The sequence below is a fragment of the Allosaccharopolyspora coralli genome (genome assembly GCF_009664835.1).
Classification (GTDB): domain Bacteria; phylum Actinomycetota; class Actinomycetes; order Mycobacteriales; family Pseudonocardiaceae; genus Allosaccharopolyspora; species Allosaccharopolyspora coralli.
This window is the reverse complement of record NZ_CP045929.1, coordinates 3,561,570-3,587,179: the sequence shown is the minus strand read 5'-3', so window position 1 is coordinate 3,587,179 and position 25,610 is coordinate 3,561,570. Positions and strand designations below refer to the sequence as shown.

Annotated in this window: 22 protein-coding genes; 15 read left to right on the top strand and 7 right to left on the bottom strand. The window is 68.8% G+C overall.

The features are described from left to right. Positions 1-128 precede the first annotated feature (128 nt). The 4 genes from GIY23_RS16715 to GIY23_RS16700 all read left to right on the top strand — a co-directional run bounded on the left by GIY23_RS16715 (position 129) and on the right by GIY23_RS16700 (position 5,173). Positions 129-2,381 carry a polyribonucleotide nucleotidyltransferase gene (locus GIY23_RS16715; RefSeq protein WP_154077517.1) on the top strand — a complete coding sequence of 751 codons (2,253 nt, stop codon included), beginning with the start codon at positions 129-131 and terminating at the stop codon, positions 2,379-2,381. A gap of 190 nt (positions 2,382-2,571) precedes the next feature. Continuing rightward, entirely contained in the window at positions 2,572-3,945 is a 1,374-nt protein-coding gene (locus GIY23_RS16710; RefSeq protein ID WP_154077516.1) for a M16 family metallopeptidase, read from the top strand. Then, entirely contained in the window at positions 3,942-4,700 is a 759-nt protein-coding gene (gene dapB / locus GIY23_RS16705; RefSeq protein ID WP_154077515.1) for a 4-hydroxy-tetrahydrodipicolinate reductase, read from the top strand. Before GIY23_RS16710 ends, dapB begins: the two co-directional genes overlap by 4 nt. After that, positions 4,700-5,173, top strand: coding sequence for a hypothetical protein (locus GIY23_RS16700; protein WP_154077514.1), 474 nt, complete (start codon positions 4,700-4,702; stop codon positions 5,171-5,173). Before dapB ends, GIY23_RS16700 begins: the two co-directional genes overlap by 1 nt. 11 nt (positions 5,174-5,184) lie before the next feature. Here GIY23_RS16700 and GIY23_RS16695 read toward each other — a convergent pair whose 3' ends face one another. The 3 genes from GIY23_RS16695 to GIY23_RS16685 form a co-directional block, all read right to left on the bottom strand. Then, complete coding sequence (locus GIY23_RS16695) at positions 5,185-5,331, bottom strand: hypothetical protein (protein ID WP_154077513.1); 147 nt, start codon at positions 5,329-5,331, stop codon at positions 5,185-5,187. 35 nt (positions 5,332-5,366) lie between these two features. Further along, positions 5,367-5,849 carry a VTT domain-containing protein gene (locus GIY23_RS16690; protein WP_228717340.1) on the bottom strand — a complete coding sequence of 161 codons (483 nt, stop codon included), beginning with the start codon at positions 5,847-5,849 and terminating at the stop codon, positions 5,367-5,369. Between the two features lie 201 nt (positions 5,850-6,050). Continuing rightward, positions 6,051-6,611 (bottom strand): GNAT family N-acetyltransferase, encoded by a 561-nt coding sequence (locus tag GIY23_RS16685; protein WP_154077512.1) that lies wholly within the window; start codon positions 6,609-6,611, stop codon positions 6,051-6,053. 228 nt (positions 6,612-6,839) lie between these two features. Here GIY23_RS16685 and GIY23_RS16680 point away from each other — a divergent pair, with 228 nt between their 5' ends. Genes GIY23_RS16680 through tnpB form a run of 3 tightly spaced genes read left to right on the top strand, consistent with a single transcriptional unit; the run spans position 6,840 to position 10,054 of the window. Continuing rightward, a complete protein-coding gene (locus GIY23_RS16680) occupies positions 6,840-8,057 on the top strand; it encodes a winged helix-turn-helix domain-containing protein (protein WP_154077511.1) in 1,218 nt (405 codons plus the stop codon). Between the two features lie 60 nt (positions 8,058-8,117). Next, positions 8,118-8,687 (top strand): IS607 family transposase, encoded by a 570-nt coding sequence (locus tag GIY23_RS16675; protein ID WP_154077510.1) that lies wholly within the window; start codon positions 8,118-8,120, stop codon positions 8,685-8,687. Further along, positions 8,684-10,054: an IS607 family element RNA-guided endonuclease TnpB gene (gene tnpB / locus GIY23_RS16670; RefSeq protein WP_154075421.1), complete on the top strand. Its 1,371-nt coding sequence runs from the start codon at positions 8,684-8,686 to the stop codon at positions 10,052-10,054. The genes GIY23_RS16675 and tnpB overlap by 4 nt, the downstream gene beginning before the upstream one ends. Before the next feature lie 125 nt (positions 10,055-10,179). Here tnpB and GIY23_RS16665 read toward each other — a convergent pair whose 3' ends face one another. Continuing rightward, positions 10,180-11,100 carry a DUF4097 family beta strand repeat-containing protein gene (locus tag GIY23_RS16665; protein ID WP_154077509.1) on the bottom strand — a complete coding sequence of 307 codons (921 nt, stop codon included), beginning with the start codon at positions 11,098-11,100 and terminating at the stop codon, positions 10,180-10,182. A gap of 159 nt (positions 11,101-11,259) precedes the next feature. Then, a complete protein-coding gene (locus GIY23_RS16660) occupies positions 11,260-11,793 on the bottom strand; it encodes a toxin-antitoxin system HicB family antitoxin (protein ID WP_154077508.1) in 534 nt (177 codons plus the stop codon). 212 nt (positions 11,794-12,005) lie between these two features. Between GIY23_RS16660 and thyX the strand changes: the two genes are divergently transcribed. The 6 genes from thyX (at position 12,006) to GIY23_RS16630 (ending at position 18,586) form a co-directional block, all read left to right on the top strand. Then, positions 12,006-12,758, top strand: a complete 753-nt coding sequence (thyX, locus tag GIY23_RS16655) for an FAD-dependent thymidylate synthase (RefSeq protein WP_154077507.1) — start codon at positions 12,006-12,008, stop codon at positions 12,756-12,758. 256 nt (positions 12,759-13,014) lie between these two features. Beyond that, a complete protein-coding gene (locus tag GIY23_RS16650) occupies positions 13,015-14,484 on the top strand; it encodes a serine/threonine-protein kinase (RefSeq protein ID WP_154078916.1) in 1,470 nt (489 codons plus the stop codon). A gap of 57 nt (positions 14,485-14,541) precedes the next feature. Continuing rightward, entirely contained in the window at positions 14,542-15,168 is a 627-nt protein-coding gene (locus tag GIY23_RS16645) for a TIGR03085 family metal-binding protein (RefSeq protein WP_154077506.1), read from the top strand. A gap of 204 nt (positions 15,169-15,372) precedes the next feature. Beyond that, positions 15,373-16,314, top strand: a complete 942-nt coding sequence (gene dapA / locus GIY23_RS16640; RefSeq protein ID WP_154077505.1) for a 4-hydroxy-tetrahydrodipicolinate synthase — start codon at positions 15,373-15,375, stop codon at positions 16,312-16,314. 35 nt (positions 16,315-16,349) lie between these two features. Next, positions 16,350-18,038 (top strand): ribonuclease J, encoded by a 1,689-nt coding sequence (locus GIY23_RS16635; protein WP_154077504.1) that lies wholly within the window; start codon positions 16,350-16,352, stop codon positions 18,036-18,038. Positions 18,039-18,331: 293 nt separating this feature from the next. Next, positions 18,332-18,586 (top strand): hypothetical protein, encoded by a 255-nt coding sequence (locus GIY23_RS16630; RefSeq protein ID WP_228717339.1) that lies wholly within the window; start codon positions 18,332-18,334, stop codon positions 18,584-18,586. A 238-nt stretch (positions 18,587-18,824) separates the two neighbouring features. On the opposite strand, the gene GIY23_RS16625 is transcribed toward GIY23_RS16630, so the two are convergent. After that, a complete protein-coding gene (locus GIY23_RS16625) occupies positions 18,825-20,417 on the bottom strand; it encodes an alpha/beta hydrolase (protein ID WP_228717338.1) in 1,593 nt (530 codons plus the stop codon). A gap of 120 nt (positions 20,418-20,537) precedes the next feature. Next, positions 20,538-21,395 carry a lysophospholipid acyltransferase family protein gene (locus GIY23_RS16620; protein ID WP_154077502.1) on the bottom strand — a complete coding sequence of 286 codons (858 nt, stop codon included), beginning with the start codon at positions 21,393-21,395 and terminating at the stop codon, positions 20,538-20,540. A gap of 143 nt (positions 21,396-21,538) precedes the next feature. On the opposite strand from GIY23_RS16620, the gene GIY23_RS16615 reads away from it, so the two are divergent. Together GIY23_RS16615 and GIY23_RS16610 are read left to right on the top strand one after the other, a co-directional pair. Beyond that, a complete protein-coding gene (locus tag GIY23_RS16615; RefSeq protein WP_187351920.1) occupies positions 21,539-24,031 on the top strand; it encodes an FtsK/SpoIIIE family DNA translocase in 2,493 nt (830 codons plus the stop codon). Between the two features lie 236 nt (positions 24,032-24,267). Next, a complete protein-coding gene (locus GIY23_RS16610) occupies positions 24,268-25,539 on the top strand; it encodes a sialidase family protein (RefSeq protein WP_154077501.1) in 1,272 nt (423 codons plus the stop codon). Positions 25,540-25,610: the final 71 nt, after the last annotated feature.

The following is a 25,610-nucleotide window of genomic DNA, read 5'->3' as shown; positions in this document are numbered from 1 at the left end:
GGAAGGCGTCCGCCGGTCCTCGGTAGTGGCTCCCGGGAGCGGAACAGCACCCGAGAGCTTCGATCGATGGCCGGCTCAGCCGGAACGCTCCACCACGGCCGTGGGTCCTCGAGAACGAGGAGTACCCCGTGACCGAAGCACAATCCGTCGACGAGGGCGTGTTCGAGAGCACCGCGGTGCTGGACAACGGCGCCTTCGGCTCGCGCACCGTCCGTTTCGAGACCGGCAGGCTCGCCAAGCAGGCCGCCGGAAGCGTCGTCGCCTACCTGGACGACGACACGATGCTGCTCTCCGCCACCACGGCGTCCAAGCAGCCCAAGGACAACCTCGACTTCTTCCCGCTGACGGTCGACGTCGAAGAGCGAATGTACGCCGCGGGCCGCATTCCCGGCTCGTTCTTCCGCCGTGAGGGTCGCCCGAGCACCGACGCGATCTTGACCTGCCGGCTCATCGACCGGCCGCTGCGTCCGTCGTTCGTCGACGGTCTGCGCAACGAGGTCCAGGTCGTCGTCACCGTGATGAGCCTCGACCCCAAGGACCCGTACGACGTCCTGGCCATCAACGGCGCCTCGGCGTCGACTCAGCTGTCCGGCCTGCCGTTCTCCGGCCCTGTCGGCGGCACCCGGATGGCGCTCATCGACGGCCAGTGGGTCGCCTTCCCCACCCACGAGCAGCTCGAGCGTGCGGTGTTCGACATGGTCGTCGCCGGCCGCATCGTCGGTGACGACGTCGCCATCATGATGGTCGAGGCCGAGGCCACCGACCACACCGACGACCTGGTTCGTTCCGGTGCGCAGGCCCCCACGGAAGAGATCGTGGCCGCCGGACTCGAGGCCGCGAAGCCGTTCATCCGCACCCTGTGCCAGGCCCAGCAGTCGCTGGCCGCTGCCGCGGGCAACGCGACCGCCGACTACCCGGTGTTCCCCGCCTACCAGGACGACGCCTACACCGCCGTCGAGAACGCCGTCTCCCGCGAGCTCACCGAGGCGCTGGCGATCCCCGGCAAGCAGGACCGCGACGACAAGACCGACGAGCTCAAGGCGGCCACGCTGGAGCGGGTCGGTGTCGAGGAAGGCCAGGCGTTCGAGGGCCGCGAGAAGGAGGTCGGCGCCGCGTTCCGCTCGCTGACCAAGAAGCTCGTCCGGCAGCGGATCATCCGTGACCAGGTCCGTATCGACGGCCGCGGCCTGACCGACATCCGCAGCCTCTCCGCCGAGGTCGGCGTGGTGCCGCGTGCCCACGGCTCCGCCCTGTTCGAGCGCGGCGAGACCCAGATCATGGGGATCTCCACGCTGAACATGCTGCGCCTGGAGCAGACCATCGACAGCCTCGGTCCGGAAACGACCAAGCGCTACATGCACCACTACAACTTCCCGCCGTATTCGACCGGGGAGACCGGCCGGGTCGGCAGCCCGAAGCGCCGCGAGATCGGCCACGGCGCACTCGCCGAGCGTGCGCTCGTCCCGGTGCTGCCTACGCGTGAGGAGTTCCCGTACGCGTTGCGTCAGGTCTCCGAGGCGCTGGGTTCCAACGGCTCCACCTCGATGGGTTCCGTCTGCGCCTCCACGTTGTCGCTGCTCAACGCCGGTGTCCCGCTGAAGGCGCCGGTCGCGGGGATCGCCATGGGCCTGGTCTCCGACGAGGTCGACGGCAAGACCCACTACGTCGCGCTGACCGACATCCTCGGCGCCGAGGACGCGTTCGGTGACATGGACTTCAAGGTCGCGGGCACCAAGGAGTACGTCACCGCGCTGCAGCTCGACACCAAGCTCGACGGCATCCCGTCCGAGGTGCTCGCCCAGGCGCTCGGCCAGGCGCGCGACGCCCGGTTCACCATCCTCGAGGTGATGGCCGAGGCCATCGGCTCGCCGGACGAGATGAGCCCGCACGCCCCGCGCGTGACCACGGTGCAGGTCCCGGTCGACAAGATCGGCGAGGTCATCGGGCCGAAGGGCAAGATGATCAACACGATCACCGAGGAGACCGGCGCGGACATCAGCATCGAGGACGACGGCACCATCTATGTCGGTGCCGCCGACGGCCCGTCCGCCGAGGCCGCGATCGACAAGATCAACGCCATCGCGAACCCGCAGCTGCCCAAGGTCGGCGAGCGGTTCCTCGGCACCGTGGTCAAGACCGCCGCGTTCGGTGCCTTCGTCTCGCTGATGCCCGGCAAGGACGGCCTCGTCCACATCTCCAAGCTCGGCAACGGCAAGCGGATCGGCAAGGTCGAGGACGTCGTCAACGTCGGCGACAAGCTGCGTGTCGAGATCGCCGACATCGACAGCCGCGGCAAGATCAGCCTCGTCGTCGTCGACGAGGAGAACGCGGAGGCGGGTGAGGCTTCGGCAGAGGCACCTGCCGAGGCTGCTGCTGAGTGATTCTGATTGTGAGTCGGGCGGCTGATCGGTGTTGCCGGTTGGTCGCCCGGCTTGCGTTCTGTCGGGGGTTGGCTTTGCCCGGTGCCGGTTGAGTCCGGGGTGGTGGAACCGCCTGCGGCGGTTGCCTGACGGGCTGGATTAGCCGAACCTGCGGCGATGGTGGTGGAACCCGCGCCGACGAGATGGAGACATGGGACAGCGCAACGCTAGGGCGGCCGGGCATCTGCAGCGGCCGGGGACGACCAAGACGCTCGGCGGTACCGGAGGTCAGGCGCTGCGGCGGACCGTGTTGCCTGGAGGACTGCGGGTCGTCACCGAACCCGTTGCCGGCGTCCGCTCCGCCTCGGTCGGGCTGTGGGTGGGTGTCGGGTCTCGCGACGAGAAGCGAGTCCAGGCCGGGTCGGCGCACTACCTCGAACATCTCCTGTTCAAGGGAACGCAGAAGCGCACCGCCGTCGACATCGCCGAACAGATGGACGCCGTCGGTGGCGAGCTCAACGCGTTCACCAACAAGGAACACACCTGCTTCTACGCGCACGTCCTCGACGAGGACCTGTCGCTGGCCGTCGACCTGATCTGCGACGTCGTCTTCGACGCCGTCAACGCGGCCTCCGACGTGGAGACCGAACGCGGCGTCGTGCTCGAAGAGATCTCGATGCGCGACGACGACCCCGAGGACGTGCTGCACGAACTGTTCACGACCGCCGTCCTCGGTGACCATCCGCTCGGACGGTCCGTGCTCGGTTCCGAGGAATCCATCGAGGGCATGACCCGCGCTCGGGTGCACGGCTTCTACCGCCGGAGCTACCAGCTGCCGAACATGGTGCTCGCGGTGTCCGGCAACGTCGACCACCGCACGGTGCTGCGCCTGGTCCGTAAAACCCTCGGCCAACGCCTCGACGGCGAGATCGAGCCTGCCGCGCCCCGCGCGGGCCGCGCGCGGCTGCCGAAGCAGGACTCACTCGTGCTGCGCACCGACGACACCGAACAGGCGCACTTGCTGCTCGGCTGCCGTGGGCTTGACCGGCACGATCCGCGCCGGTTCGTGCTCGGCGTGCTCAACGCAGCGCTCGGCGGTGGCATGAGCTCGCGGCTGTTCCAGGAGGTCCGTGAACAACGCGGTCTCGCGTACTCGGTGTATTCGGCGACGACGGCGTTCGCCGACGCCGGCCTGTTCTGCGTCTACGCGGGTTGCCAACCGAACCGGCTCGGCGACGTGGTCGACGTGATCCGCGAGGTCCTCGCCGAGGTGGCCGAACACGGACTCACCGAGGCCGAGGTCGCACGCGGCCGAGGTCAGCTGCGCGGCGCGCTCGTGCTCGGCTTGGAGGACACGGCCTCGCGCATGGTGCGTATCGGCAAGAGCGAGCTCAACTACGGCAGGCATCTCAGCGTCGAGCAGACCCTCGACCGCATCGCCGAGGTCACGGCCGACGATGTGGCGCAGCTCGCGGGTGACCTGCTGCGTCGGCCGCTCACCGCGACCGTCGTCGGGCCGTACGCTGATCGGGCAGCACTGCCGGACCAACTGCATCGCCTCAACCGGAAGGACGCCACCACGTGAGCGACACCAGTCTCCTCGAGGTCGCCGTCCTCGGCGCCCGCGGCCGCATGGGCTCCGAAGCGGTCAAAGCCGTCACGGACGCCACCGACACCGAGGCCGTCGCCGAGGTCGACCAGGGCGACTCGTTGCAGGAGCTCGTCACCGCCGGCGCCCGCGTCGCGGTCGACTTCACCCATCCCGACGCGGTGCTGGACAACGTGCGGTTCTGTGTGGAGAACGGCATCCACCTCGTCGTCGGCACCAGCGGCCTCGGCGAGTCGCAGCTCGACCAGGTGCGCGGGTGGCTGCGGGACCGCCCCGAGGTCGGGGTGCTCGTCGTTCCGAACTTCGCGATCGGCGCGGTGCTGTCGATGAAGTTCGCCGAGACCGCGGCCCGGTTCTTCGACTCCGTCGAGATCGTGGAACTCCACCACCCGAAGAAGGCCGACGCCCCGTCCGGTACCGCCGCGCGCACCGCTCAGGTCGTCGCGCAGGCGCGCGCCGACGCGGGCGTGGGCCCGTCGCCGGACGCCACCACGAAGGACCCCGACGGCGCCAGGGGAGCGCAGGTCGACGGGGTCAACGTGCATTCGGTCCGGCTGGCCGGGCTCGTGGCGCACCAGGAGGTGCTGCTCGGCACCGAGGGCGAGACGCTGACCGTCCGGCACGACTCCTACCACCGCAGCTCGTTCATGCCCGGTGTGCTCGCCGCGGTGCGTGCCGTCGGCTCCCGTCCGGGCCTGACCGTCGGGCTCGACAAGGTCCTGGGGCTGTGATGTCCGAGCCGACGCGCCGCCGCCCCGCGCTGAATGCCCGCACGGCGGCGTTCGTGCTGGCTGTGGTGCTGCTCGTGTACTTCGTGTTCGCCGGCGCCCGCGCCTACACCATGATCAGCAGCGGTCAGCCGGTGTTCGTCCTGTTCGGATTGTCGATCCTGGTGCTGCCGGTGCTCGGCATGCTGCTGCTCTACGACCAGCTGCGGTTCGGCGTCGCGACCGAACGGCTCGCCCGGCGTCTGGACGACGAGGGAGCCTTGCCGGACGTCACGCACCTGCCGCGCAAACCGTCCGGCAGGGTCGAGCGGGACGCTGCGGACCAGTGGTTCGACCAGAAGCAGGCCGAACTCGACGCCGACCCCGAGAACTGGCGGAACTGGTACGCGGTCGCGGAGGCCTACGACCTCGCCGGTGACCGCAACCGGGGGCGCAAAGCGATGCGCAAGGCCATCGAACTCGAACGGAACGCGTGACCGGCTCAGAATCAGCGCGGAGTGAGCCCGTGGCAGCCACAGTGCGCCGAGGTCTTTTCGACGGTGGACGCGCGGACCGGGTACCGGCGGGTGCTCACCTCGTAGCTGGCGACGACGCGGACGCGCCCGCAGCCAGCCGCGAGCTCCGGTTCCGCCACGGAACCACCACAGCAGGTCGATCCGCCCTCTGAAACTACAGCCAGGCGACGACGACGCCGGGGGCGAGCGCGAGTGCGGCGAACCGCGCGAACCGGCCGACGAACGCGGTCGTGACGAACGTCGTCAACGACACCCGGGCCCACCCGGCGATGATCGCCGTCGCGGCGTACGGCGGGATGCTCATCACCGCGCTCACCAGCAACACCGCGCCTGTCCACACCGGACGGTCGTGGCAACTCGCGCGGAAGCTCTGCAACCACTGGTGCCACCGCCCGGAGCGGCTGCCCTTGCGCTGCATGAAGGCAGGCAGCCGGATGACGCCCTTCGCGCTGTAGTAGTACAGCAGTTTGCCGCCGACCTGGCCGACGGTGACGACCACGGCCAGCAGCCACCAGGGCAGTGTGGGGCTCTGCAGCACCATGCCGATGACGACGACCTCGATGCTGATCAACGGGACCAGTGCCGAGGCGATCGACATGCCGAAGGCGGTCGAGAGCAAGCCCAGAATGCTCAGCACAGGTCCCCCGCGTGGAGTCGACGGTCGCCGTAGACGGTACCAACCCATCTCGTGAGGGTTGCCATCGTCTTGCCCGGTGGGTCGGGTGGCGGAACCTCTCCCGCCCTCCTCGCAGCGACATCGCTGTCCTCGCGAGGAGGGCACTGAGAACCGCCGGTGGTCCGGCCGGGTACGTGGTGACCGCTCAGCCGCCCCGAACGCTTACTGCACGAAGTGGAGTTCGAGGCTGCCGGTGAATCGCATCTCCCGGACCGGACGGCCTCCGGCGTCGAGAGTGCGCATTGTGCCGTCGGGCGCCCAGCCGACGCTGTGGAAGAACGCGCGCGAGGCCTCGTCCGCCTCGGGTAGCCACACGATCCCGCGCGTCGCGCCGTGCTGATGCAGCCGTTGCGCCATCTCGCCCATGAGCCGCCCACCGTGTCCCCGCCGACCCCAGCGCGGTTCGACGACGAGCGCGCTGACCAGCGCGGTCGCGCCCGCGTCGTCCGGTGCGGTCCCGTCGGCGGCGGCGACCTCCTGCTCGGGAGCCCACCCGGCGGCGCAGAAGCCGACAGTCCAGCCTCCTTCGGCGGCGAGGAGCACGTGGGCGGAGTCGCCTCCGACGGCTTCCTCCCACTGCTCTCGCGCCTCGGCAGGGTCCATCGAGTCGAGGACCTCGACGGGCAGGACGTCGGCGTAGGCGCTGCGCCAGGTGCTCACCTGGATACGCGCGATCTCGGGGGTGTCGGCGGAACCGGCGACCCGCACCTCGGCATCGGCCATGCCTCCAACGTAAAGGGCGCGCGGATTGACCTGCGTGGGTGGTTCCGTGGCGGAACCTCACCTCGCCGGCCACGAGGTGAGAACCGTAGACCGGAGGGAAAGCCTCGGCGCACTGTGATGCCACAGTCTCAATCGCGCTCTGACAGGGCGCGACCACCGCTGGCGCGTCGAGTGCCCTGCCCGGTCAGCGGCGACCGCGGTGTCGGGGGTGACTGGCACGATCGAACCGTGCAGACGATGAGCGCCGCCGTGGCGCGCAGGACCGCCCTCGCCGCCCAGGGCTTCACCGATGCCGCGCCGTCCGGGGAACCCGACCGCCGCCACCTGCAGCGAGTGCTCGCCCGCACCGGGCTGCTCCAACTCGATTCGGTCAACGTGGCCGTCCGGGCGCACTACATGCCGGTGTTCAGCCGGATCGGCCGCTACGCCCACGAGCTCGTCGACAATGCCGCGTGGGCGCCGCGGTCCGGCAAGCCCCGGTTGCTCGTCGAGTACTGGGCGCACGAGGCGTCCCTCGTGCCGTTGGAGGTGTGGCCGCTGCTGCGGTGGCGGATGCGGGAGTACGGCGGCTCGTGGCGCACGAAGCTGCGGCACCTGATCGACGACAATCCCGGCCTGCTCGACGACGTGCTCACCGTGGTCAAGGAGTCCGGCCCGATCGGGGCCGGGGCGCTCGAACGGGAGCTGGGCTCCGAGCAGAAGCAGAACCGGGGACCGTGGTGGGATCGCACCGATACGAAACGCGCCTGTGAACTGCTCTTCGCCTCCGGCGAGCTGACGACCGGTGCCCGGAACGGGTTCGAGCGGCTCTACGACCTTCCGGAGCGGGTGCTGCCGCCGGAGATCCTCGCCCACGACCCGCCGGAGGCCGACGCGGTCCGCGCGCTGGTCGAGCGCTCGGCGCGGTCGCTGGGGGTGGCGACCGAGCCGGACCTGCGGGACTACTTCCGGCTCAAGCCCGCGCAGTCGCAGCGCGCTGTCGCCGAGCTCGTCGAGGACGGGACGCTCGAACCGGTCGACGTTCGCGGCTGGAAACAGCCCGCGTACCGGCACTGCGCCGCGCGGACGCCGCGCCGGGTGACAGGCCGGGCGTTGCTGTGTCCGTTCGACCCGTTGATCTGGGAACGCTCCCGCGCGCAACGGTTGTTCGGCTTCCACTACCGGATCGAGATCTACGTCCCCGCGGCCAAACGGGTACACGGCTACTACGTGTTCCCGTTCCTGCTCGACGGCGAGCTCGTGGCACGGGTCGACCTCAAGGCGGACCGGAACGCGAGTGTCCTCCGCGTCCCCGGAGCGTTCTTGGAAGAAGGGGCGGACGAGGCGCGGGTTGCGGGAGAACTCGGCGGCGCTGTGCACGACATGGCGGCATGGCTCGGCCTCGACGGGGTGGCCGTCGGCACTCACGGTGATCTCACCGCCGCTCTCCGCGCGGAAGTGAGCTGAGGGTTCTTAACTGTTGCTGGTTCTGAGTAGTTCCGTGTCATCGTGTGTTGTTCTGTACGGGTGAGGTTGAAGGAGTGGGCGCGTGCACAGGGTGTGTCGTATCGGGCTGCGTTGAGTTGGTTCCATGCGGGCACGTTGCCCGCGTCTGCTCGGCAGCTTGATACGGGCACGATCCTGGTCGAACCGTCGGCCACCGAGTCCGGGCGGACGGTGGCGTACTGCCGCGTGTCCAGCACGGACCAGCGCGACGACCTCGACCGGCAAGCCGGACGGGTCGCGCAGGAATGCGCCCGACAGGACTTCACCCTGGACAGCACGGTCACCGAAGTCGGCTCCGGGCTGAACGGCAACCGGCCGAAACTCCGCACACTCCTGTCAGACCCGGCTGCTACAACGATCGTGGTGGAGCACCGCGACCGTCTCGCCCGGTTCGGCGTCGAACACCTCGAAGCCGCACTCGCCGCACAGTCCCGCCGGATCGTCGTCCTCGACGATGCCGAAGTGGAAGATGACCTGGTGCGCGATGTGACCGAGGTGCTCACCAGCATGTGCGCCCGGCTGTACGGGCGCCGGTCCGCAGCGAAACGGGCGAAAGCAGCCCTGAAAGCTGCGGAGGTGCCGCCGCGATGAGCCGGACGTTCCAGCCCCGACCGGGGTTCACGGTGCAGGCGTATGAGTTCGCGCTGGCCCCGACCGAGCAGCAAGCAGACGCGTTGCGCAGCAACTGCGGCGGGCAACGGTTCGCCTACAACTGGGCCTTGGCCCGGGTGAAAGCCAACCTCGACCAGCAGGAAGCGGAAGGCTCGTACGGCGTATCCGAAGACGAGGTGACGCCCGGTCTGAACTGGTCCGCTTACAGTCTGCGGAAAACCTGGAACGCCGCCAAGCACGCGGTGGCGCCCTGGTGGGCCGAGAATTCCAAGGAGGCGTACTCGTCCGGGCTGGCCAACCTCGCGACCGCGTTGAACAACTGGAACCGGTCCCGGAAAGGGCAGCGGGTCGGTAAGCGGGTGGGATTCCCCCGGTTCAAGTCGAAGCGCTCTACCTGGTCTGCCACGTTCACCACCGGCGCGTTCGGACTCGCTCAACGCAATCGGCGGCACGTGCGGCTGCCGACGATCGGCACCGTGCGCACCCACGAGTCGACCCGGAAACTCGCCCGGCGCATCGAGGCCGACACCGCCCGCATCCTGAAAGCCACCGTGTCGCATCGCAGGGGCCGGTGGTTGGTGTCCTTGCAAGCCGAAGTGCAACGCGACCAACCGCAACCGGCTACCACCGGCGGCACCGTGGGCGTCGACCTCGGGGTCAAGCACCTGGCGGTGCTCTCCACCGGCGAACACGTGTCGAATCCGAAGCACCTGGACCGTGCGCAGCGGAAACTGCGCCGACTGCAACGGCAGACGTCCCGCCGCACGGGTCCGGACAAGCGGACCAAGCAGAAACCGTCGAACCGGTGGCACGACACGCAAGACCGGGTGCGTCGAGTGCAGCACTATGTCGCGAACGCCCGCGCCGAGGGGCTGCACCAGCTGTCGAGCCGACTCGTCGACGAGTTCGACACGGTCGTGGTCGAGGACCTGAACGTGGCCGGGATGCTGAAAAGCCGCACCTTGTCCCGCTCGATCGCGGACGTGGGCATGGGCGAGCTGCGGCGCCAACTCGACTACAAAACTACCTGGAACAGACGTCGCCTGGTTGTCGCCGACCGGTGGTACCCCTCCAGCAAAACCTGCTCGGCCTGTGGCGCGGTGAAAACCAAGCTGCGCCTGTCCGAGCGGACCTTCAACTGCGATGCCTGCGGCCTGTCCCTGGATCGTGACCTCAACGCCGCCCGCAACCTCGCCGGACTGGCCGAGGCTGCGGGTGGCACGTCCACGGAGAGTTGCGCCGGGACGGAAAACGAGCCCGCTGGAAACCCTGGTAAGACCAGCTCTGCTGGCGTGGGGTATCGCCACGGGAAGGCCGCACCGGACGGTGCGGCCAAGGCTGCGTAGCGATACGCAGCTCAGGAAGTGCACGTTTTTACACACTTTCTGAACGGTGCGCGACTCGAGGGCTGCGGCGGGCACACTGCGCGACGCCCTGTCCGCGGCCTACGTGCGCCGGCCACCGGTGGGTTCTACACGGCCGACGTGACCAGGACGTCCCCGCTGCCCGAACGAGCGAAGACGCGGAAAGTGGGGGTCTCGTCGGGCGCTGTGTCCTCGACCAGCAGGTCGCTGCTCGCGGTGCCGGTGGACGAGGTGAGGTCGACCTCGGCGAACGACTCCTGCCGCACCGCCACCCGCACGTTCCCGGATCCGCTGATGAGTTCCGTCTGTCCGCCGCCGGCGTCGGCGATCGTGACGCTGCCGCTCCCGGAACGCACCAGCACGTCCGCGTCCACCGCCCCGAGCCACACCGAGCCGCTGCCGGTCGCCACCGAGGAGGCCGCCGCGATGCCGGCGATCTCGATCTCGCCGTTGCCGCTGCGCGCGTGCACCGCCTCGGTCGCCGAGCCGAGCCTCAGCGCGCCCGAACCGCTGCGGAGCGTGGCTTTGCCGGTGACGTTCTCCACGGACACCGCGCCGGAGCCCGACTGGACGCTGACAGGCCCTGCGGGTCCGGTCACCGTGGCGTTGCCGGAACCGCTGCGCACCGAGACCGGACAGTCGGCCGGCCCGGTGACGGTGATCGCCAGCGGTACGCCACGCAGGCCGAGACTCTGCGGCGCCCGGACGACGAGCCGGTTGCCGGTGAGGTCGACGCGCGTCTGTCGCACGGCCTCCGTCGCGGGCGCTTGTTCGGTTCCGGCCCCGAGTCCGGTCTCGCCGAACTGCTTGTTGACCCAGCTCAGCAGGCCGTCAAGGGCCTTGTTCCAGTCGTCGACCCCGTGCGGTGCGTGGCGCACCTCGACGTGCACCGTCCCGTCCGCGGAGTCGGTGAGTTCGATGGTGACGTTGCCGCCGCCGTTGGTGACGTCGAGTTCGATCGGGCCGTCGACGGCGAAGTCCTGGGTGCGGACCAGGTCACGCTGCCCGCTCGCGTCGTTCTCGCTCATGATGGGTTCCTCTCGGAGGGCAGGTGGGAACTGGCGTTCGTGCCGGCAGGGCACGCCTCAGGGGCGTTGTGGAACTGAGGTCGGCGGTACTGGATCACGTACCCCAGTTCCACGATGCGCTCGTAGTCCTCGTTTCGGGCGGTCGCGCGTGTCGGGTGGTCAGCCGTGAACCCAGCCGTGCACGTGCGAGCCGGGGCCCTCGCTGCCCCAGCGTCCCGGTCGTGCGCCGCCGGACTGCTGTGGCCACGTGCCTCGCGCCACGCCGCTGTGCAGGGCGCCCTGGACGGCTTGGGCGAGCCAGGTGTTCAGTGAGACGCCCTGCGTCGACGCGGCCTGTTCGGCCTGAGACTTGATCTGTTCGAGCAGGCGCAGGGTGATGCGGCTGACATCCCCGGCGTCCCCTGCCGGTGGCGGCGGGGGCGTCGTGCCGGCCGGTTCGGTCTGGTCACGGCCGGATCCGGTGACGACGACGTCGACGTCGCGTCCGTCGAGCCGGACGTCGACGACCTGGCCGTCGAGCTGGGTGGTCACTTCGGCGGCCAGGTCGGACAGCGCGTTCATGATCGCCAGTCGGGCGGCCGGTTCGATGGCTGCGGAGAGCACGGCCGCGGTCTGCCGGGTCTGATCGTCCCCGGCGGAGGCGGCGGTCGTGAGGTCTTCGCGCAGCTGGGTGAGGTATGCGCTCAAATCCATGACGCCATAGTGACGTCGAAGATGACATCGCGCAACCGCCCGTATGATGTCATCGGCGTGGGCGACCGCAGCGGCCACCTCGTCGGTGGTGGCGGTTAGGCTGCGATCCCGAGAACAGGGGAGTCGGACCCGCCGAAGGGTCGCGCCGGACGGTCCAGCAGGACCGTCGGGACGACCTGGGCCGGGTGTGGGAGCAGGAAGGAACGCCGGACGTGACCGAGATCGTGCCGCCGAAGGTTCAGTTGATCGCTAAGACGGAGTTCTTCCCGCCGGAGGACGTGGACTGGTCCACCGACGCCGACGGGGGAGCGGCGCTCGCCGAGTTCGCCGGGCGTGCCTGCTACCAGTCGTGGAGCAAGCCGAACCCGAAGACCGCCACCAACGCGGGCTACCTGAGCCACGTCATCGAGGTGGGTCACCTGTCGGTGTTGGAGCACGGCTCGGTGACGTTCTACCTGACCGGGATGTCGCGGTCGCTGACCCACGAGCTCATCCGGCACCGGCACTTCTCGTACTCGCAGCTGTCCCAGCGCTACGTGCCGGAGCGCGACGCCGCGATGGTCGAGCCGGACGTGATCGCGGAGGATCCCGAGCTGCACGCCAAGTTCGTCGAGGCCACCAGTGCGAGCGTCGCCGCGTACAACGAGCTGCTGGAGGGCCTGCAGGAGAAGTTCGCCGACGAGCCGAAGGCGACCCTGCGCCGCAAGCAGGCCCGCCAAGCCGCGCGGACGGTGCTGCCGAACGCGACCGAGACGCGGATCACCGTGACCGGAAACTACCGCGCCTGGCGGCACTTCATCGCGATGCGCGCCAGTGAGCACGCGGACGTCGAGATCCGGGGGTTGGCCATCGAGTGCCTTCGGCAGCTGCAGAAGGCGGCGGGCAACGTGTTCAACGACTTCGAGATCACCTCGCTCAAGGACGGCACCGAGGTCGCGTCCAGCCCCTTCGTCACGGAGGGCTGACCGCCGTTCTGCGGTGCGCCGGGAACCGATCGAGGGCGCGCGCCGTCGGAGGAGCGGGTCGCCTCGAGTACCAGGAGCGGACGCAGCGGCGTCCCCTGTCTGGCGAGCGACGACCTGAACGCCGGAGCCCGCAGTGCTCGGGCTCGGCGCGCGAGACCACGGCCCTGACGGACGTCAGGACACAATCACAGACAGGAACTCAACCCCGCGTCGAGGTCGCGAGCCGCGGGTGCGCTCTCGTGACGCGACGATCGTGATGGTTGGACCCGGCCGGGACCGGGCGCAGGTGTGGGAGGTCGGCGCGGTGGACGAGGTCGGGACGCGGCCGAGCAGGGTGATCGGTGAGCGCTACCAGGTGCTCTCCGAGCTCGGACGCGGTGGCATGGGCATCGTGTGGCGAGCGTGGGACCAGGTGATCGGTCGCGAGGTCGCGATCAAGGAGCTGCACCTGCCGGACGGGGTGGCCGAGTCCGAACGCCGGGTGTACGAGCAGCGGGTGTTGCGGGAGGCTCGTACCGCGGGACGGCTCAACGACCCCGGCGTCGTCACCGTCTACGACGTCCTCGCCGAGACGGGCACCACCTACATCGTCATGGAGCTCGTGCAGGCGGTCACGCTCGACCAGCTCGTGGCGCAGCGCGGGGCACTGCCCGCGGAGACCGTCGTCGACATCGCGACGCAGGCGCTGGCTGCCCTGGAGACGGCGCACGCGGCCGGAGTGGTTCACCGCGACGTGAAACCGGCCAACCTCATGGTGGCGGGTTCACGGGTGAAACTCGCCGACTTCGGCATCGCGCAGGGCTACGACGACCCCCGCCTGACGACCACCGGTGCGATCATCGGTTCGCCGTCGTCGATGGCGCCCGAGCGTCTTCAGGGGGCGGAGGCGACGCCTGCGTCGGACCTGTGGGCCTTGGGCGCGACGTTGTTCTTCGCTCTCGAGGGATACATGCCGTTCGAACGGCAGACCACGGCGGCGACGCTGAACGCGGTGCTGACCGAGCATCCGCGCCTGTCCGGGCCGCACCCGGTGCTCGGCCCGGTCATCACCGGACTGCTCATCGCCGACCCCGCCGCGCGCTTCACGGCGGCGCAGGTGCGGGCACTGCTGCGGAGCGCGCCTGCGGGCGGCCGGGAGCCGGTGGCGGCGGCGTCTTCGGGTGGCCTTCGGCGCAAGCACCGGGTGCTCGCGTCGGCGATCGCCGCGGTTGTCCTGTTCGGCGGGGGTCTGGCCCTGGGACGTTTCGTCCTCGCGGACTCCGAGGCGCCCGCGCTCGCCGAACCCGTCACCTACGGCCCCGGCGGTGACTTGGCGGACTTCGACACCGGTGGCAACAAGTGCGGAGCCGAGCCGCTGTCGGCGGTCGACCGGGTGACCGAGGAGCAGGGCGTGTCCTGCTCGTCGGCGCACAGGTTCGAAGTCTTCGCGGACGACGAACTGTTCTCCAGCGTGGATCCGGACCTGGCCTACCCGGGGGCGGAGGCGATGGTCGACTACGCCAACGGCGTGTGCTCGGCGACCTTCCGCTCCGACACGATCATCGCGGTGGGCAAGTCGGACCTGCGCTTCCGGGCGATCGTGCCCACCGAAGGGCACTGGGACGCCAAACGTGCCGCCATCGGGGACGACGACAGCGACAACGACCAGCAGGGTTCGCACGAGATCTACTGCGTGCTCGAACACGCCGACGGCGACGAGCTGCAGAGCTCCGCCGTCGCGAGCTGACCGGTGCCGACGGCGTGTGCTGCGGCTCGAACGCGCTGAGATCCGTAAGCTGTGGCCATGGGTGTTGCCGCAGACGAACGTCGACAGTTGTGCGACGAATTGGACCGAGTCGGGCCGGACCAGCCGACCTTGTGCGAGGGCTGGACGACCCGTGACCTCGCCGTGCATCTGGTGACCAGGGAGCATCGCCCGGACGCGTTGACCGGCTTCGTGTCGAAGGCGCTGGGACAGCGCGGCGATCGCATCCAGGGCGAGTTCCGGGAGCGGGACTACACCGCGCTGATCGACCAGATCCGCCAGGGACCGCCGAAGTGGAACCCGCTCGGCATCGGTGCCGTGGACGAGACGGTGAACACGACCGAGTTCTACGTGCACCACGAGGACGTACGCCGTGCTCAACCGGACTGGCGGCAGCGGACCACGAGCCCGGACCTGGAAGAAGCGCTGTGGAAGTCGCTGACGAAGGTCGCCCGGATGTTCTACGGGCGCAGCCCCGTCGGGGTCGTGCTGCGCCGACCGGACGGCACCGAGATCGCGGCCACGCGCGGCCCGCGCACGGTGCGCATTCAGGGCGAGCCGAGTGAGCTCGTGTTGCACGCGTTCGGCAGGAAGCCCGCCCAGGTGACGTTCGACGGCAACGACGCGGACGTCCTCGCCGTGGAGGATCTCCGCCGCAGTCTGTGACGCTCGCTCGAGTGACCTCGCTCGCGGAGATCGTCCGGCGGCGGAAATGTGGTGCGCACGCCGCGGCCACGCCGGGAAGAAGCACGGTTCGGCCGGTGATCCGGCGGGAGGTTTCCGCGTGCGAGGTTCGGCGGGTCGGCACGGTCGCCACGGGGCCGGTGCGCCTGCGGTGAAGGCTGGCCTCACCAGGTAGCGTCACGGGGTATGACCGTCTGCCCCACCGCCTCTCCGGGTCGCCCGTTCGGTCGCGTACTGACCGCGATGGTGACCCCGTTCAACGACTCGGGTGAGTTGGACCTGGATCTGGCGCAGGAACTCGCCGCCTATCTCGTCGACCGCGTCGGCAACGACGGACTGGTCGTCAACGGCACCACCGGCGAGAGCCCGACCACCAGCGACGAGGAGAAGGAGCGCCTCGTGCGCGCGGTGGTCGAAGCGGTCGGCGACCGCGCGACCGTCATCGCCGGTGCGGGAACCAACAACACCGCGCACTCGATCGAGCTCGCCACCACCGCCGAGAAGGCGGGCGCCCACGGGCTGCTCGCGGTGACGCCGTACTACTCCCGTCCGCCGCAGGAAGGCATCCAGCAGCACTTCACGGCGATCGCGGACGCCACCGAGCTGCCGGTGATGCTCTACGACATCCCGCCGCGCTCGGTGGTGCCGATCCAGATCGACACGCTCAAGCGACTCGCCGAGCACCCGCGGATCAAGGCCGTCAAGGACTCCAAGCACGACCTGCTCGCGGGCAGCGACGTGATGGCGAACTCCGACCTGGCTTATTACTCCGGCGAGGATCCGCTGAACCTGCCGTGGCTGTCGGTCGGTGCGGTCGGATTCGTCAGCGTCATCGGCCACGTGGTCGGCGACCGGCTGCGTCAAATGCTCGACTTCTACGAGTCCGGGGACGTCACCGCTGCCCGGGACGTCCACGTCGGACTGCTGCCGGTGTACCGGTCGATGAACTTCGTCGGTGGCGTGATCTTCGCGAAGACGGCGATGCGGCTGTGCGGCTACGAGACGGGCCAGCCGCGCTTGCCGCTGCCCGCGGCGACCGACGAGCAGCTGCGGCTGATCACCAGCGACCTCTGGGACGCGGGCCTCGTCCTGGTCAACCCGGACGCCGTCGAGGTGACAGCGCGTTGAGCAGTCACGATCACGTCGTTCCGAAATCCAGTCCGATGAGCCAGACGTCCTCCGAACCGCCGGGGCCGGTTCCCGAGGGCGGCATGCGCGTCGTCGCCCTCGGAGGCATCGGCGAAGTCGGCCGGAACATGACGGTCTTCGAGTTCGACGGACGTCTGCTGGTCGTCGACTGCGGCGTGCTGTTTCCCGAGGACGACTCGCCAGGGGTCGACCTGATCCTGCCGGACTTCGCCTACATCGAGGACCGGCTGGACGACATCGAGGCGTTGGTGCTCACGCACGGGCACGAGGATCACATCGGTGCGGTGCCGTTCCTGTTGAAGATGCGGCCGGACCTTCCGGTGATCGGATCGCGCTTCACGCTGGCCCTGTTGGCCGCGAAGTGCAAGGAACACCGCCTCGACCCCGTGTTGCACGAGGTCGCCGAGGGCCAGAGCTGCCAGCACGGCCCGTTCTCGCTGGAGTTCTTCGCCGTCAACCATTCCATCCCGGACGCGTTGGCGGTGGCCGTACGCACTCAGGCCGGGGTCGCGTTGCACACGGGGGACATCAAACTCGACCAGCTGCCGCTGGACGGCAGGCTCACCGACCTCGCCGGGTTCTCGCGGATGGGAGACGAAGGCGTCGACCTGTTCCTTGTGGACTCGACGAACGCCGAGGTTCCCGGGTTCGTGACGCCCGAACGTGAGATCGGCCCGGTGCTCGACAGTGTCGTCGGCTCGGCGACGCAGCGGCTCATCGTGGCGTGTTTCGCCAGCCACGTGCACCGCGTGCAGCAGGTGCTCGACGTGGCCGCCAAGCACGGCCGAAAGGTGTGCTTCGTGGGCAGGTCGATGGTGCGCAACATGGGCATCGCCGGTGATCTCGACCTGTTGCGGGTCCCGCCGGGTCTGATCGTCGATCTCGACGAGGCGTTGGCGATGCCCGAGCATCTGGTGGTGTTCGTCTCGACGGGGTCGCAGGGTGAGCCGCTCTCGGCGTTGTCGCGGATGGCGCGCGGCGAGCACCGCAACATCCGGATCCGCGAGGGCGACACGGTCGTGCTCGCGAGTTCGCTGATTCCCGGTAACGAGACCGCCGTGTTCGGTGTCGTCAACGGCCTCGTACGGCTCGGGGCCGAGGTCGTGCACCAGGGCGGCGCGAAGGTGCACGTCTCCGGGCACGCCTCGGCGGGTGAACTGCTGTACCTGTACAACGCGGTCCGGCCGAGCAACGTGATGCCCGTGCACGGCGAGTGGCGGCATCTGCGGGCGAACGCTGAGTTGGCGCGGTTGACGGGCGTGGCCGCGGACCGGGTCGTCATCGCCGAGGACGGTGTGGTGGTCGACCTGGTCGACGGAATCGCGACGCGGTCGGGTCGGGTCGAGGTCGGACACGTCTATGTGGACGGTCTGTCGGTCGGCGACGTCGGCGAGTCGACGTTGTCGGACCGGTTGATCCTCGGCGAGGGCGGGTTCATCTCGATCACCGTGGCGGTCGAGGCAGCGACGGGGCGCGCGGTCTCGGCGCCGAAGCTGTCGGGCCGGGGTTTCTCGGACGATCCGAAGGCCCTGGACGAGGTCCTGCACCTGGTCGAGATGGAACTGGCCCGCACCGAGTCGGACGGCATCACCGACACGCACCGGATCGCGCAGTCGGTCCGGCGCGTGGTCGGCAAGTGGGTGGCCGACACCTATCGTCGTCGTCCGATGATCGTGCCCAACGTCGTCCCGGTGACCGCCTGACCGTAGACCCCTCAGAGCTCCTGCATGTTTCGGTCCGTAGAGGACAGATCAACACTCAACGTGAGAACCGATCGCGTGACAAGACGCATGATCTTTCGGGTTTTCGTGTTTCACGCAGGGTGGCGAACTGCTCGGTAGCGTGATCTTCGGTTCTCGATGGGGGTCTACAGGGCGACGCGATCTCGTCGCGGTGCCAGGGTAACGGAGCCGGATCGACCAGGGATTCCGCCGCTCGCGGCGAATTCCGTTCGTCGCTCGGGTGACCTGACCGATCAGAAAGAAGGGGTTCCCTGGTGCGTACTTCTTTGCGAGTCCTCGGAGCAACCGCCGCGGCCGCTGCGTTGATGGCCGCGGGGTCGCCCGCGTTCGCCGACAGCACGGACAACGACGGCGTGAACATCCTCAACGACAACAACGTGAGCGTGGCGCCGATTCAGGCGTGCGGCAACAACGTTGCGGTCGCCGGATTGGTGGCGCCCATCCTGTCCCCGTCGCAGACGCATTGCGTGAACGCTCCGATCGTCGACCACCCGAGTGTCGAGGGCTGATCGCCCGGCACCTCTCGAAACCGCGGGTGCTGCGCCCGGTCTCTCCCCTGAGGCCGGGCGCAGTCGCGTGAGCCTTTGTGGTGGCCAGAGCAACTGAAAAGGCTCACGCTTCCCGACCTGCGCGGCAAATGACCGGCCCTGTTCGGGTTCCCGGACGCCAGCCCAGGTCGCGTGAGCCTTTGTGGTGGCTAGAGCAACTACAAAGGCTCACGCTTCCTGACCTGCGGCGACCGCTCCGTCAGCGGCGGTGGTTCGCTTTCAGGGCCTCTTGCAGGACCTCCGGCTGTTGGTGTGGTGCCCTGGCGGCGGACTGTGCGCCTTCCGGAACCGGCTGCGGCAACGGCTCACAGGTGGTGTCGGAGTGGTTGTTTCCCGGCCTGCGTTCCGGCAGTTCGCCGGTGAGCAGGTAGTCGGCGATCTGGTCGTCGAGGCACGCGTTGCCGCCCAGCGAGCCGGAGTGCGTCGTGCCGCCAGGCAGGCTGATGAGGCTGGCGTTCGGGAAGCGTTTGCGGGCTTCCAACGCGCCTGCGTACGGCGTGGCGCCGTCCTTCTCCTCACTGATGAGCAGCGCACTGTCGACCTCACTACCGTCGACCTCGACGGGTGTTCCCGCCTCGGCGGGCCACGTCATGCACGGTGCGTTGTACCAGGCATTGGCCCAGGTCTCGAACGGCGCCTTCTTGTGAACCTTCCAGTTGTCCTTCTTCCACTGATCCCACTCGGTCGGCCACTGCGCATCCGTGCATTCGGTGCCGAGGTACATCGCGTAGCCGTTGTCGTCGCCTTGTCCCGCGGAGGCGTCGTAGAGCTCCACGAGCGGAGCCGACTCGCCGCGGTGCACCCAGCCGGAGAACGCGTGCGCGATCGTTTCCCAGTTGCGCTGGCCGTATCCGGCGGACAGGAACAGGTCGGTCCACTCGTCGGAGCCGATCTTGCCCTCGGCCGGTTCGGCGTCGAGTCGTTCCTTCTGCGTGTAGAACTGCTTCTCGACCTCGTCCCCGGACGTGCCGAGGCCGAACACCTCGTCGTAGCGGGCGATCCAGTCGAAGTAGACCTGGATGTTGTGCTCGAAGGCGACGTCCTGGTTCAGGTTCGCCTGGTACCAGACGTCCTCGACGTTGACGACGCCGTCCATCACGACACGACGCAGCTTGTCCGGGTAGAGCGTGCCGAACACCTGGCCGAGGTAGGTGCCGTAGGAGAAGCCGTAGAAGTTGATCCGTTCGGCCCCGAGAGCGTTGCGGATACTGTTCATGTCCGCGACGTTGTCCGTCGTCTTGATGTTGTCCAACAACCGGCCGTTGGCCTTGCACGCGTCGGCGTATCCGGCGGACTTGTCCAGCCAGAACTTCTCGAGTTCCGGCGTCGTCGGCCGGTAGTCGGGACGGTCGTAGCCGAAGTACTGCGGGTCGCAGCTCGCGGCCGGCGTGCTGGAGCCGACGCCGCGCGGGTCGAACCCGATCCAGTCGTAGGCGTCGCCCGCACCTTTGGGCACGCTGCCGCCGAGCACGGCGAGGTTCAGTCCGGATCCGCCGGGACCGCCGGGGTTCACGAGCATGACGCCTTGATATTCCTCTGCCGGGACTGTGGCCTTCACTCGCGAGACGGCGAGGGAGATCTTCTCGCCTTCCGGGTCGTCGTAGTCGAGCGGCACCTCGACCGTGCCGCACTCGGCTCCGGCCTGGACCAGCGGTTCGCTCTCGCACGGTCCCCAGTCGACCGGGGCGGGGGTGTAGTCGGGGGCCTGCGGTGCGGCAGCCGCGGTGGGTGCGACACCGATGCCCGCGAGCAAGCACGTCGCGGCCAACGTGGACAGTATTCGTTTCTTCACGGTGATCCTTCGTGGCGGTCGGAACGACGGACGGTTCGTTGCAGCCTGGCCGATCGCTCGCGCATTCTCCACCCGGTCCACCGTCACAGCGTCCGCGTCATGCCCGGGCACGGACAACATTCAATCGTTCGGAGCAGCCCTCTGAGTTCGCCAGGGGCTCGGTTTGCCGCTCGACACACGAGTCGGATCGCGGTGGCTCGGCGCGTCGAGTTCGTCCTCGCGGAGAGGGACGAGACCGTCGGTGATCGCGCGCATGATCCGCTCGTGTGCCCGGCGGGCGTCGCCGGCACGGTCGATGGACAAACCGGACAGATCGACCGGAGCTCCGAAGTGGACGCGCAGCCTTGGGCGACGAACGGTCGCTCGCAGCCACGAGGCGAGCGGGATCCACAGGTCGCGGATCCGCTTCACCGCCGGAAATCCGTAGCGCATGGCCTCGTGTGCGCCCCATTGACTGATCGGGACGACCGGCGCCCCTGAGGCGAGTGCCATCCTGGCCACACCTGTCTTGCCCCTTTCGGGCCACAAGCCGGGCTCCGTACTGATCCCGCCCTCCGGATAGACGAGCACGGGTCGCCCGTTGGCGGCGAAGCCGGAGACGACGTGGCTGAGTACCTCCCGCGCCCCGGCCGAGCCGCGGTCGGTGCGGATGTGGTGGGAGCGGCGCATCACCGTGCCGAGCACGGCTGCACGGAAGAGACCACCGGTGGCGACGAACCTGGGCGCGAGCCGCCTGTGATGACACGCGCCCATGAGGACGAGCGCGTCGACGTTGCCGATGTGGTTGGCGGCCAGGAGCAGCGGCCGCTCCCGTAGCTCGTCCGGCACGTCCCCGGTGACCTCCAGGCGTCCGGTCAGGGCGACGACGGCGCGGTCGGCGCGGAGCACGGCGCGCCACAGCCACGGCGTCTCGCGATACACCTTTCGGCGATCGATGCGGCGTGTCGGCTCGTCCGACGGCGACGGCAGGGCAACCATAGGCTCACCAGCATCGCACGACGGCAGCCGAATGTTCACTCGGTCGGACCACATCCGGGGGCGTTTCGATGTGACGTGTGGCGCGCACGGGCAGTCTGTGTCACGTGTGACGGGAGAGGTGGGCACCGATTACCGTGTGGGGCATGGCGAGCCGGACGACGAGCGGGACGAAGGGATCGGCCCGCAGCGGCGCGCGTGCCGGCTCGTCCGGGGGAACGCGCAAGAACAACTCCACCCGCGGCAAGAACAGCAACTCGTCCCGACCGCGCCCCGGTTCCACTCACGCACCGCGTAAGCCCGCCACGCGCAAGACCGCGACGCGCAAGAAGAAGTCCTCCGGCGGGCTCGGGAACGGAATCGCCCGCGGACTCGGAGGCATGGTGCGGGCACTCGGCCGCACCAAGGATCTCGACCCGGCGCACCGCAGGGACGGGCTCGCGCTGATCTTCCTTGCCGTCGGTGTCGTCACCGCCGCCGGGGTGTGGTGGCGCGCGGGCGGGCCGGTCGGGCAGTGGCTGGACTGGGCCCTGCGGTTCGCCATCGGCACCGCCGCCGTCGTGCTGCCGATCGTGCTGTTCGTGACCGCCGTGCTGCTCATGCGCACCGAGACCGACCCCGAAGCACGTCCGCGCGTGGTGATCGGTTCGATGCTGTCGGTCCTGGGCGCACTCGGTGTCCTGCACATCGCCGAGGGCGCGCCGCTGCAGACACCGGGATGGCCGCAGGCCGGTGGCGCGCTGGGCTTCGTCGCGGGTGGACCACTCGCGCAGGGCCTCACCGGGTGGGTCGCCGTGCCCGTGCTGGTGCTCGTGTCCCTGTTCGGCCTGCTCGTACTCACCGGAACCGCCGTGCGGGAGATTCCGGAGAGGCTGCGGTCCCTCGGCGCGCGTCCCGACGAACCCGAGGACAGCGGCGAAGCCGAGGAGCTCGACGGCTCCACCGTGCGGCTGCGGCGCCCGTCGCGGCGCCGGCAGGCGTCGATGTCCGACGAGGACGACCCGCAACTGTCGTTCGACGACACCCCGGCCGAGAAGCCGAAGAAGACTCCCAAGGCCACACCGGCCGAGGTACCCGCCGCCGACCCGGCTCCGGAGGAGTCCTCGAAGGGCACCGAGAAGCTCGCGGTGATCCGCACCGTCGAGGGCGACTACACGCTGCCGCCACCCGACGTGCTGCAGGGCGGGGACCCGCCGAAGACCCGCAGCAAGGCCAACGACGCGATGATCGAGGCCATCACCGGCGTCCTGGAACAGTTCAACATCGACGCGCAGGTCAAGGGCTTCGTCCGTGGGCCGACGGTGACCCGCTACGAGGTCGAACTCGGCCCCGGCGTCAAGGTCGAGAAGATCACCGCGCTCACCAAGAACATCGCCTACGCGGCCGCGACCGACAACGTGCGGTTGCTCGCGCCGATCCCGGGCAAGTCCGCCGTCGGGATCGAGGTCCCCAACTCCGACCGCGAGATGGTGCTGCTCGGCGACATCCTGCGTTCGCCGATGGCGGGCAAGGACACGCACCCGATGGTGATGGGGCTCGGTAAGGACATCGAGGGCCACATGGTGCTGGCGAACCTCGCGAAGATGCCGCATCTGCTGGTCGCGGGCTCCACCGGCTCCGGTAAGTCCAGCTTCGTCAACTCGATGCTGGTGTCGCTGCTGGCGCGGGCCACTCCGGACGAGGTGCGGATGATCCTCATCGACCCGAAGATGGTCGAGCTGACGCCGTACGAGGGCATTCCGCACCTGATCACACCGATCATCACCCAGCCGAAGAAGGCCGCTGCCGCGCTGGGCTGGCTCGTCGACGAGATGGAGCAGCGCTACCAGGACATGCAGGCCAGCCGGGTACGCCACATCGACGACTTCAACGAGAAGGTCCGCTCGGGCGAGATCACGGCGCCGCCGGGCAGCGAACGCGAGTACCGGCCGTATCCGTACATCCTTGCGATCGTCGACGAGCTCGCGGACCTCATGATGACCGCGCCGCGCGACGTCGAGGACGCGATCGTGCGGATCACCCAGAAGGCCCGCGCGGCGGGAATTCACCTCGTGCTGGCGACCCAGCGCCCGTCGGTCGACGTCGTCACCGGCCTGATCAAGACGAACGTGCCGTCGAGGCTGGCGTTCGCGACGTCCTCGCTGACCGACTCCCGCGTCATCCTCGACCAGCCGGGCGCGGAGAAGCTCATCGGTATGGGGGACTCGCTGTACCTGCCGATGGGTGCCTCCCGGCCGCAGCGGGTGCAGGGGTCCTTCGTCAGCGACGAGGAGATTCACCGCATCGTCGGCTACACCAAGGAGCAAGCCGACCCGGAGTACACCGACGGCGTGACCACGGCCAAGGCCGGCGAGAAGAAGGAGATCGATTCCGACATCGGCGACGACCTCGACGTGCTGCTGCAGGCGGCCGAGCTCGTGGTCACCAGCCAGTTCGGGTCGACGTCGATGCTGCAGCGCAAGCTCCGTGTCGGGTTCGCCAAGGCCGGACGGTTGATGGACCTGCTCGAGACACGGGGGGTCGTCGCCGCCTCGGAGGGATCGAAGGCCCGTGAGGTGCTGGTCAAGCCCGACGAACTAGAGAACGCGTTGTACTCGATCCGCGGTGGCCCCGCGCCGAGCGAGGACGACGAGAACTGACGCGCGTCCGGTAACCGCGCCGATTCCCGTTTTCCCGTTGGTCGACTGCGTTTCCGGGAATTGTGCGAATTGATTATCGAGGCGATCTCGCGACCGCCGAATGCGTGCTGGGATTGCGCTTTTCAGAGTAGTGGATCCAGCCGTTTTCGGCGCTTCCGCGCGATAGTGTCGCCGCCATCCTCTTGCCGGCAGGATGCGATCGCCGCCGGTGACGTCACGATGTCGAAAGGGTCACGATGCGCGGCAGGACACTACTCGGCAGCCTGGTGGGCGCGCTTTCGCTGGTGCTGGTCACCGTTGCTCCTGTGGCGGCGGAACCACCACCGCCGCCGCCCGGAGCCGCGGACGTCGACAAGGGCAAACAGTTCCGTGAAGGAGGCAGCAGCTATCCCCGTGCGGTGAAGCTGCGGCACAGCGGTCCGTTGCACAACGGCAAGATTCTGGTCAGCACCACCACGTATCAGAACGAGGCCGGATTCCCGGTGTTCTACGAGAGCAACGACGACGGCCGGTCCTTCCGCCAGATCAGTGAGATCCGGGACCCCGCGGGGGAGAACCGGCAGGGAATGTGCTGCTCGACCCTGTACGAACTGCCCCGGCAGGTCGGGGACATGCCCGCCGGGACGCTGTTGTGGGCGGGAACGGCAGGCATCGGCCTCGACGCGGAGGAGCGGCAGAGCAGCATCCGGCTCTGGCGCAGCGACGACCACGGCGAGACCTGGAGCTACCTCTCCGACATCGCGAATCCACCGCAGGGGCCGGGTGTCTGGGAACCGGAGTTCACCGTCTCGGCACAAGGCGACCTCGTCGCGTTCTACTCCGACGACATGGACCCGAACCACGACCAGAAGATGGTGCAGACGCGCTCGCAGGACGGGGTGAACTGGACCGAGCCGCAGGACACGTTCAAGGACGATCGTTTCGGGGTTCGGCCGGGAATGGCCGGTGTTCGCCAGTTGCCCGACGGCACGTACCTGATGACCTTCGAGGCCTGCAACTACGACGACCAACGACTGTGTGCGGTCTACATCAAGACCTCACCGGACGGGTGGAACTGGGGTGATCCCCGGGACTTCGGTACCGAGATCAAGACCGACACCGGCAAGTACCCGGTGCACACTCCGACGTTGAGCTGGATGCCGGGACCCGGCCAGGGCAAGCTCGTGCTGGCCTATCAGATCCTCGCCGACGAGAGCGGTGCTCCGGTCGAGGGCAATGGGCGGACGCTGCTGGTCAACGACGATCCGACGAACCTCGAGTCCGGCTGGCGGGAGATCCCGTCGCCGGTGCAGATCAAGCACAACCGAGGCAGCGACTGCCGGAACTTCTCGCCGACGGTCGCGCCGATCGACGGTGGCGCCTCGGTGCTGCACCTGACGACCGACTACATCGACTACGTCAACGGTCCGTGCGAGCTCTTCTACGGAACCGGCCCGGTGGACGGCGAACCGGGCGCGGAGCAGCTGCTCCGGCCGCAGCCCCTCGACCCCGGGCGCTTCGACGCCTGATCCCCCGGAGTGAACGGCACTTTCGCCTCGTCTCGTGAGGCGAAGGTGCCGTTCGCTCCGCTCGTCCTGTG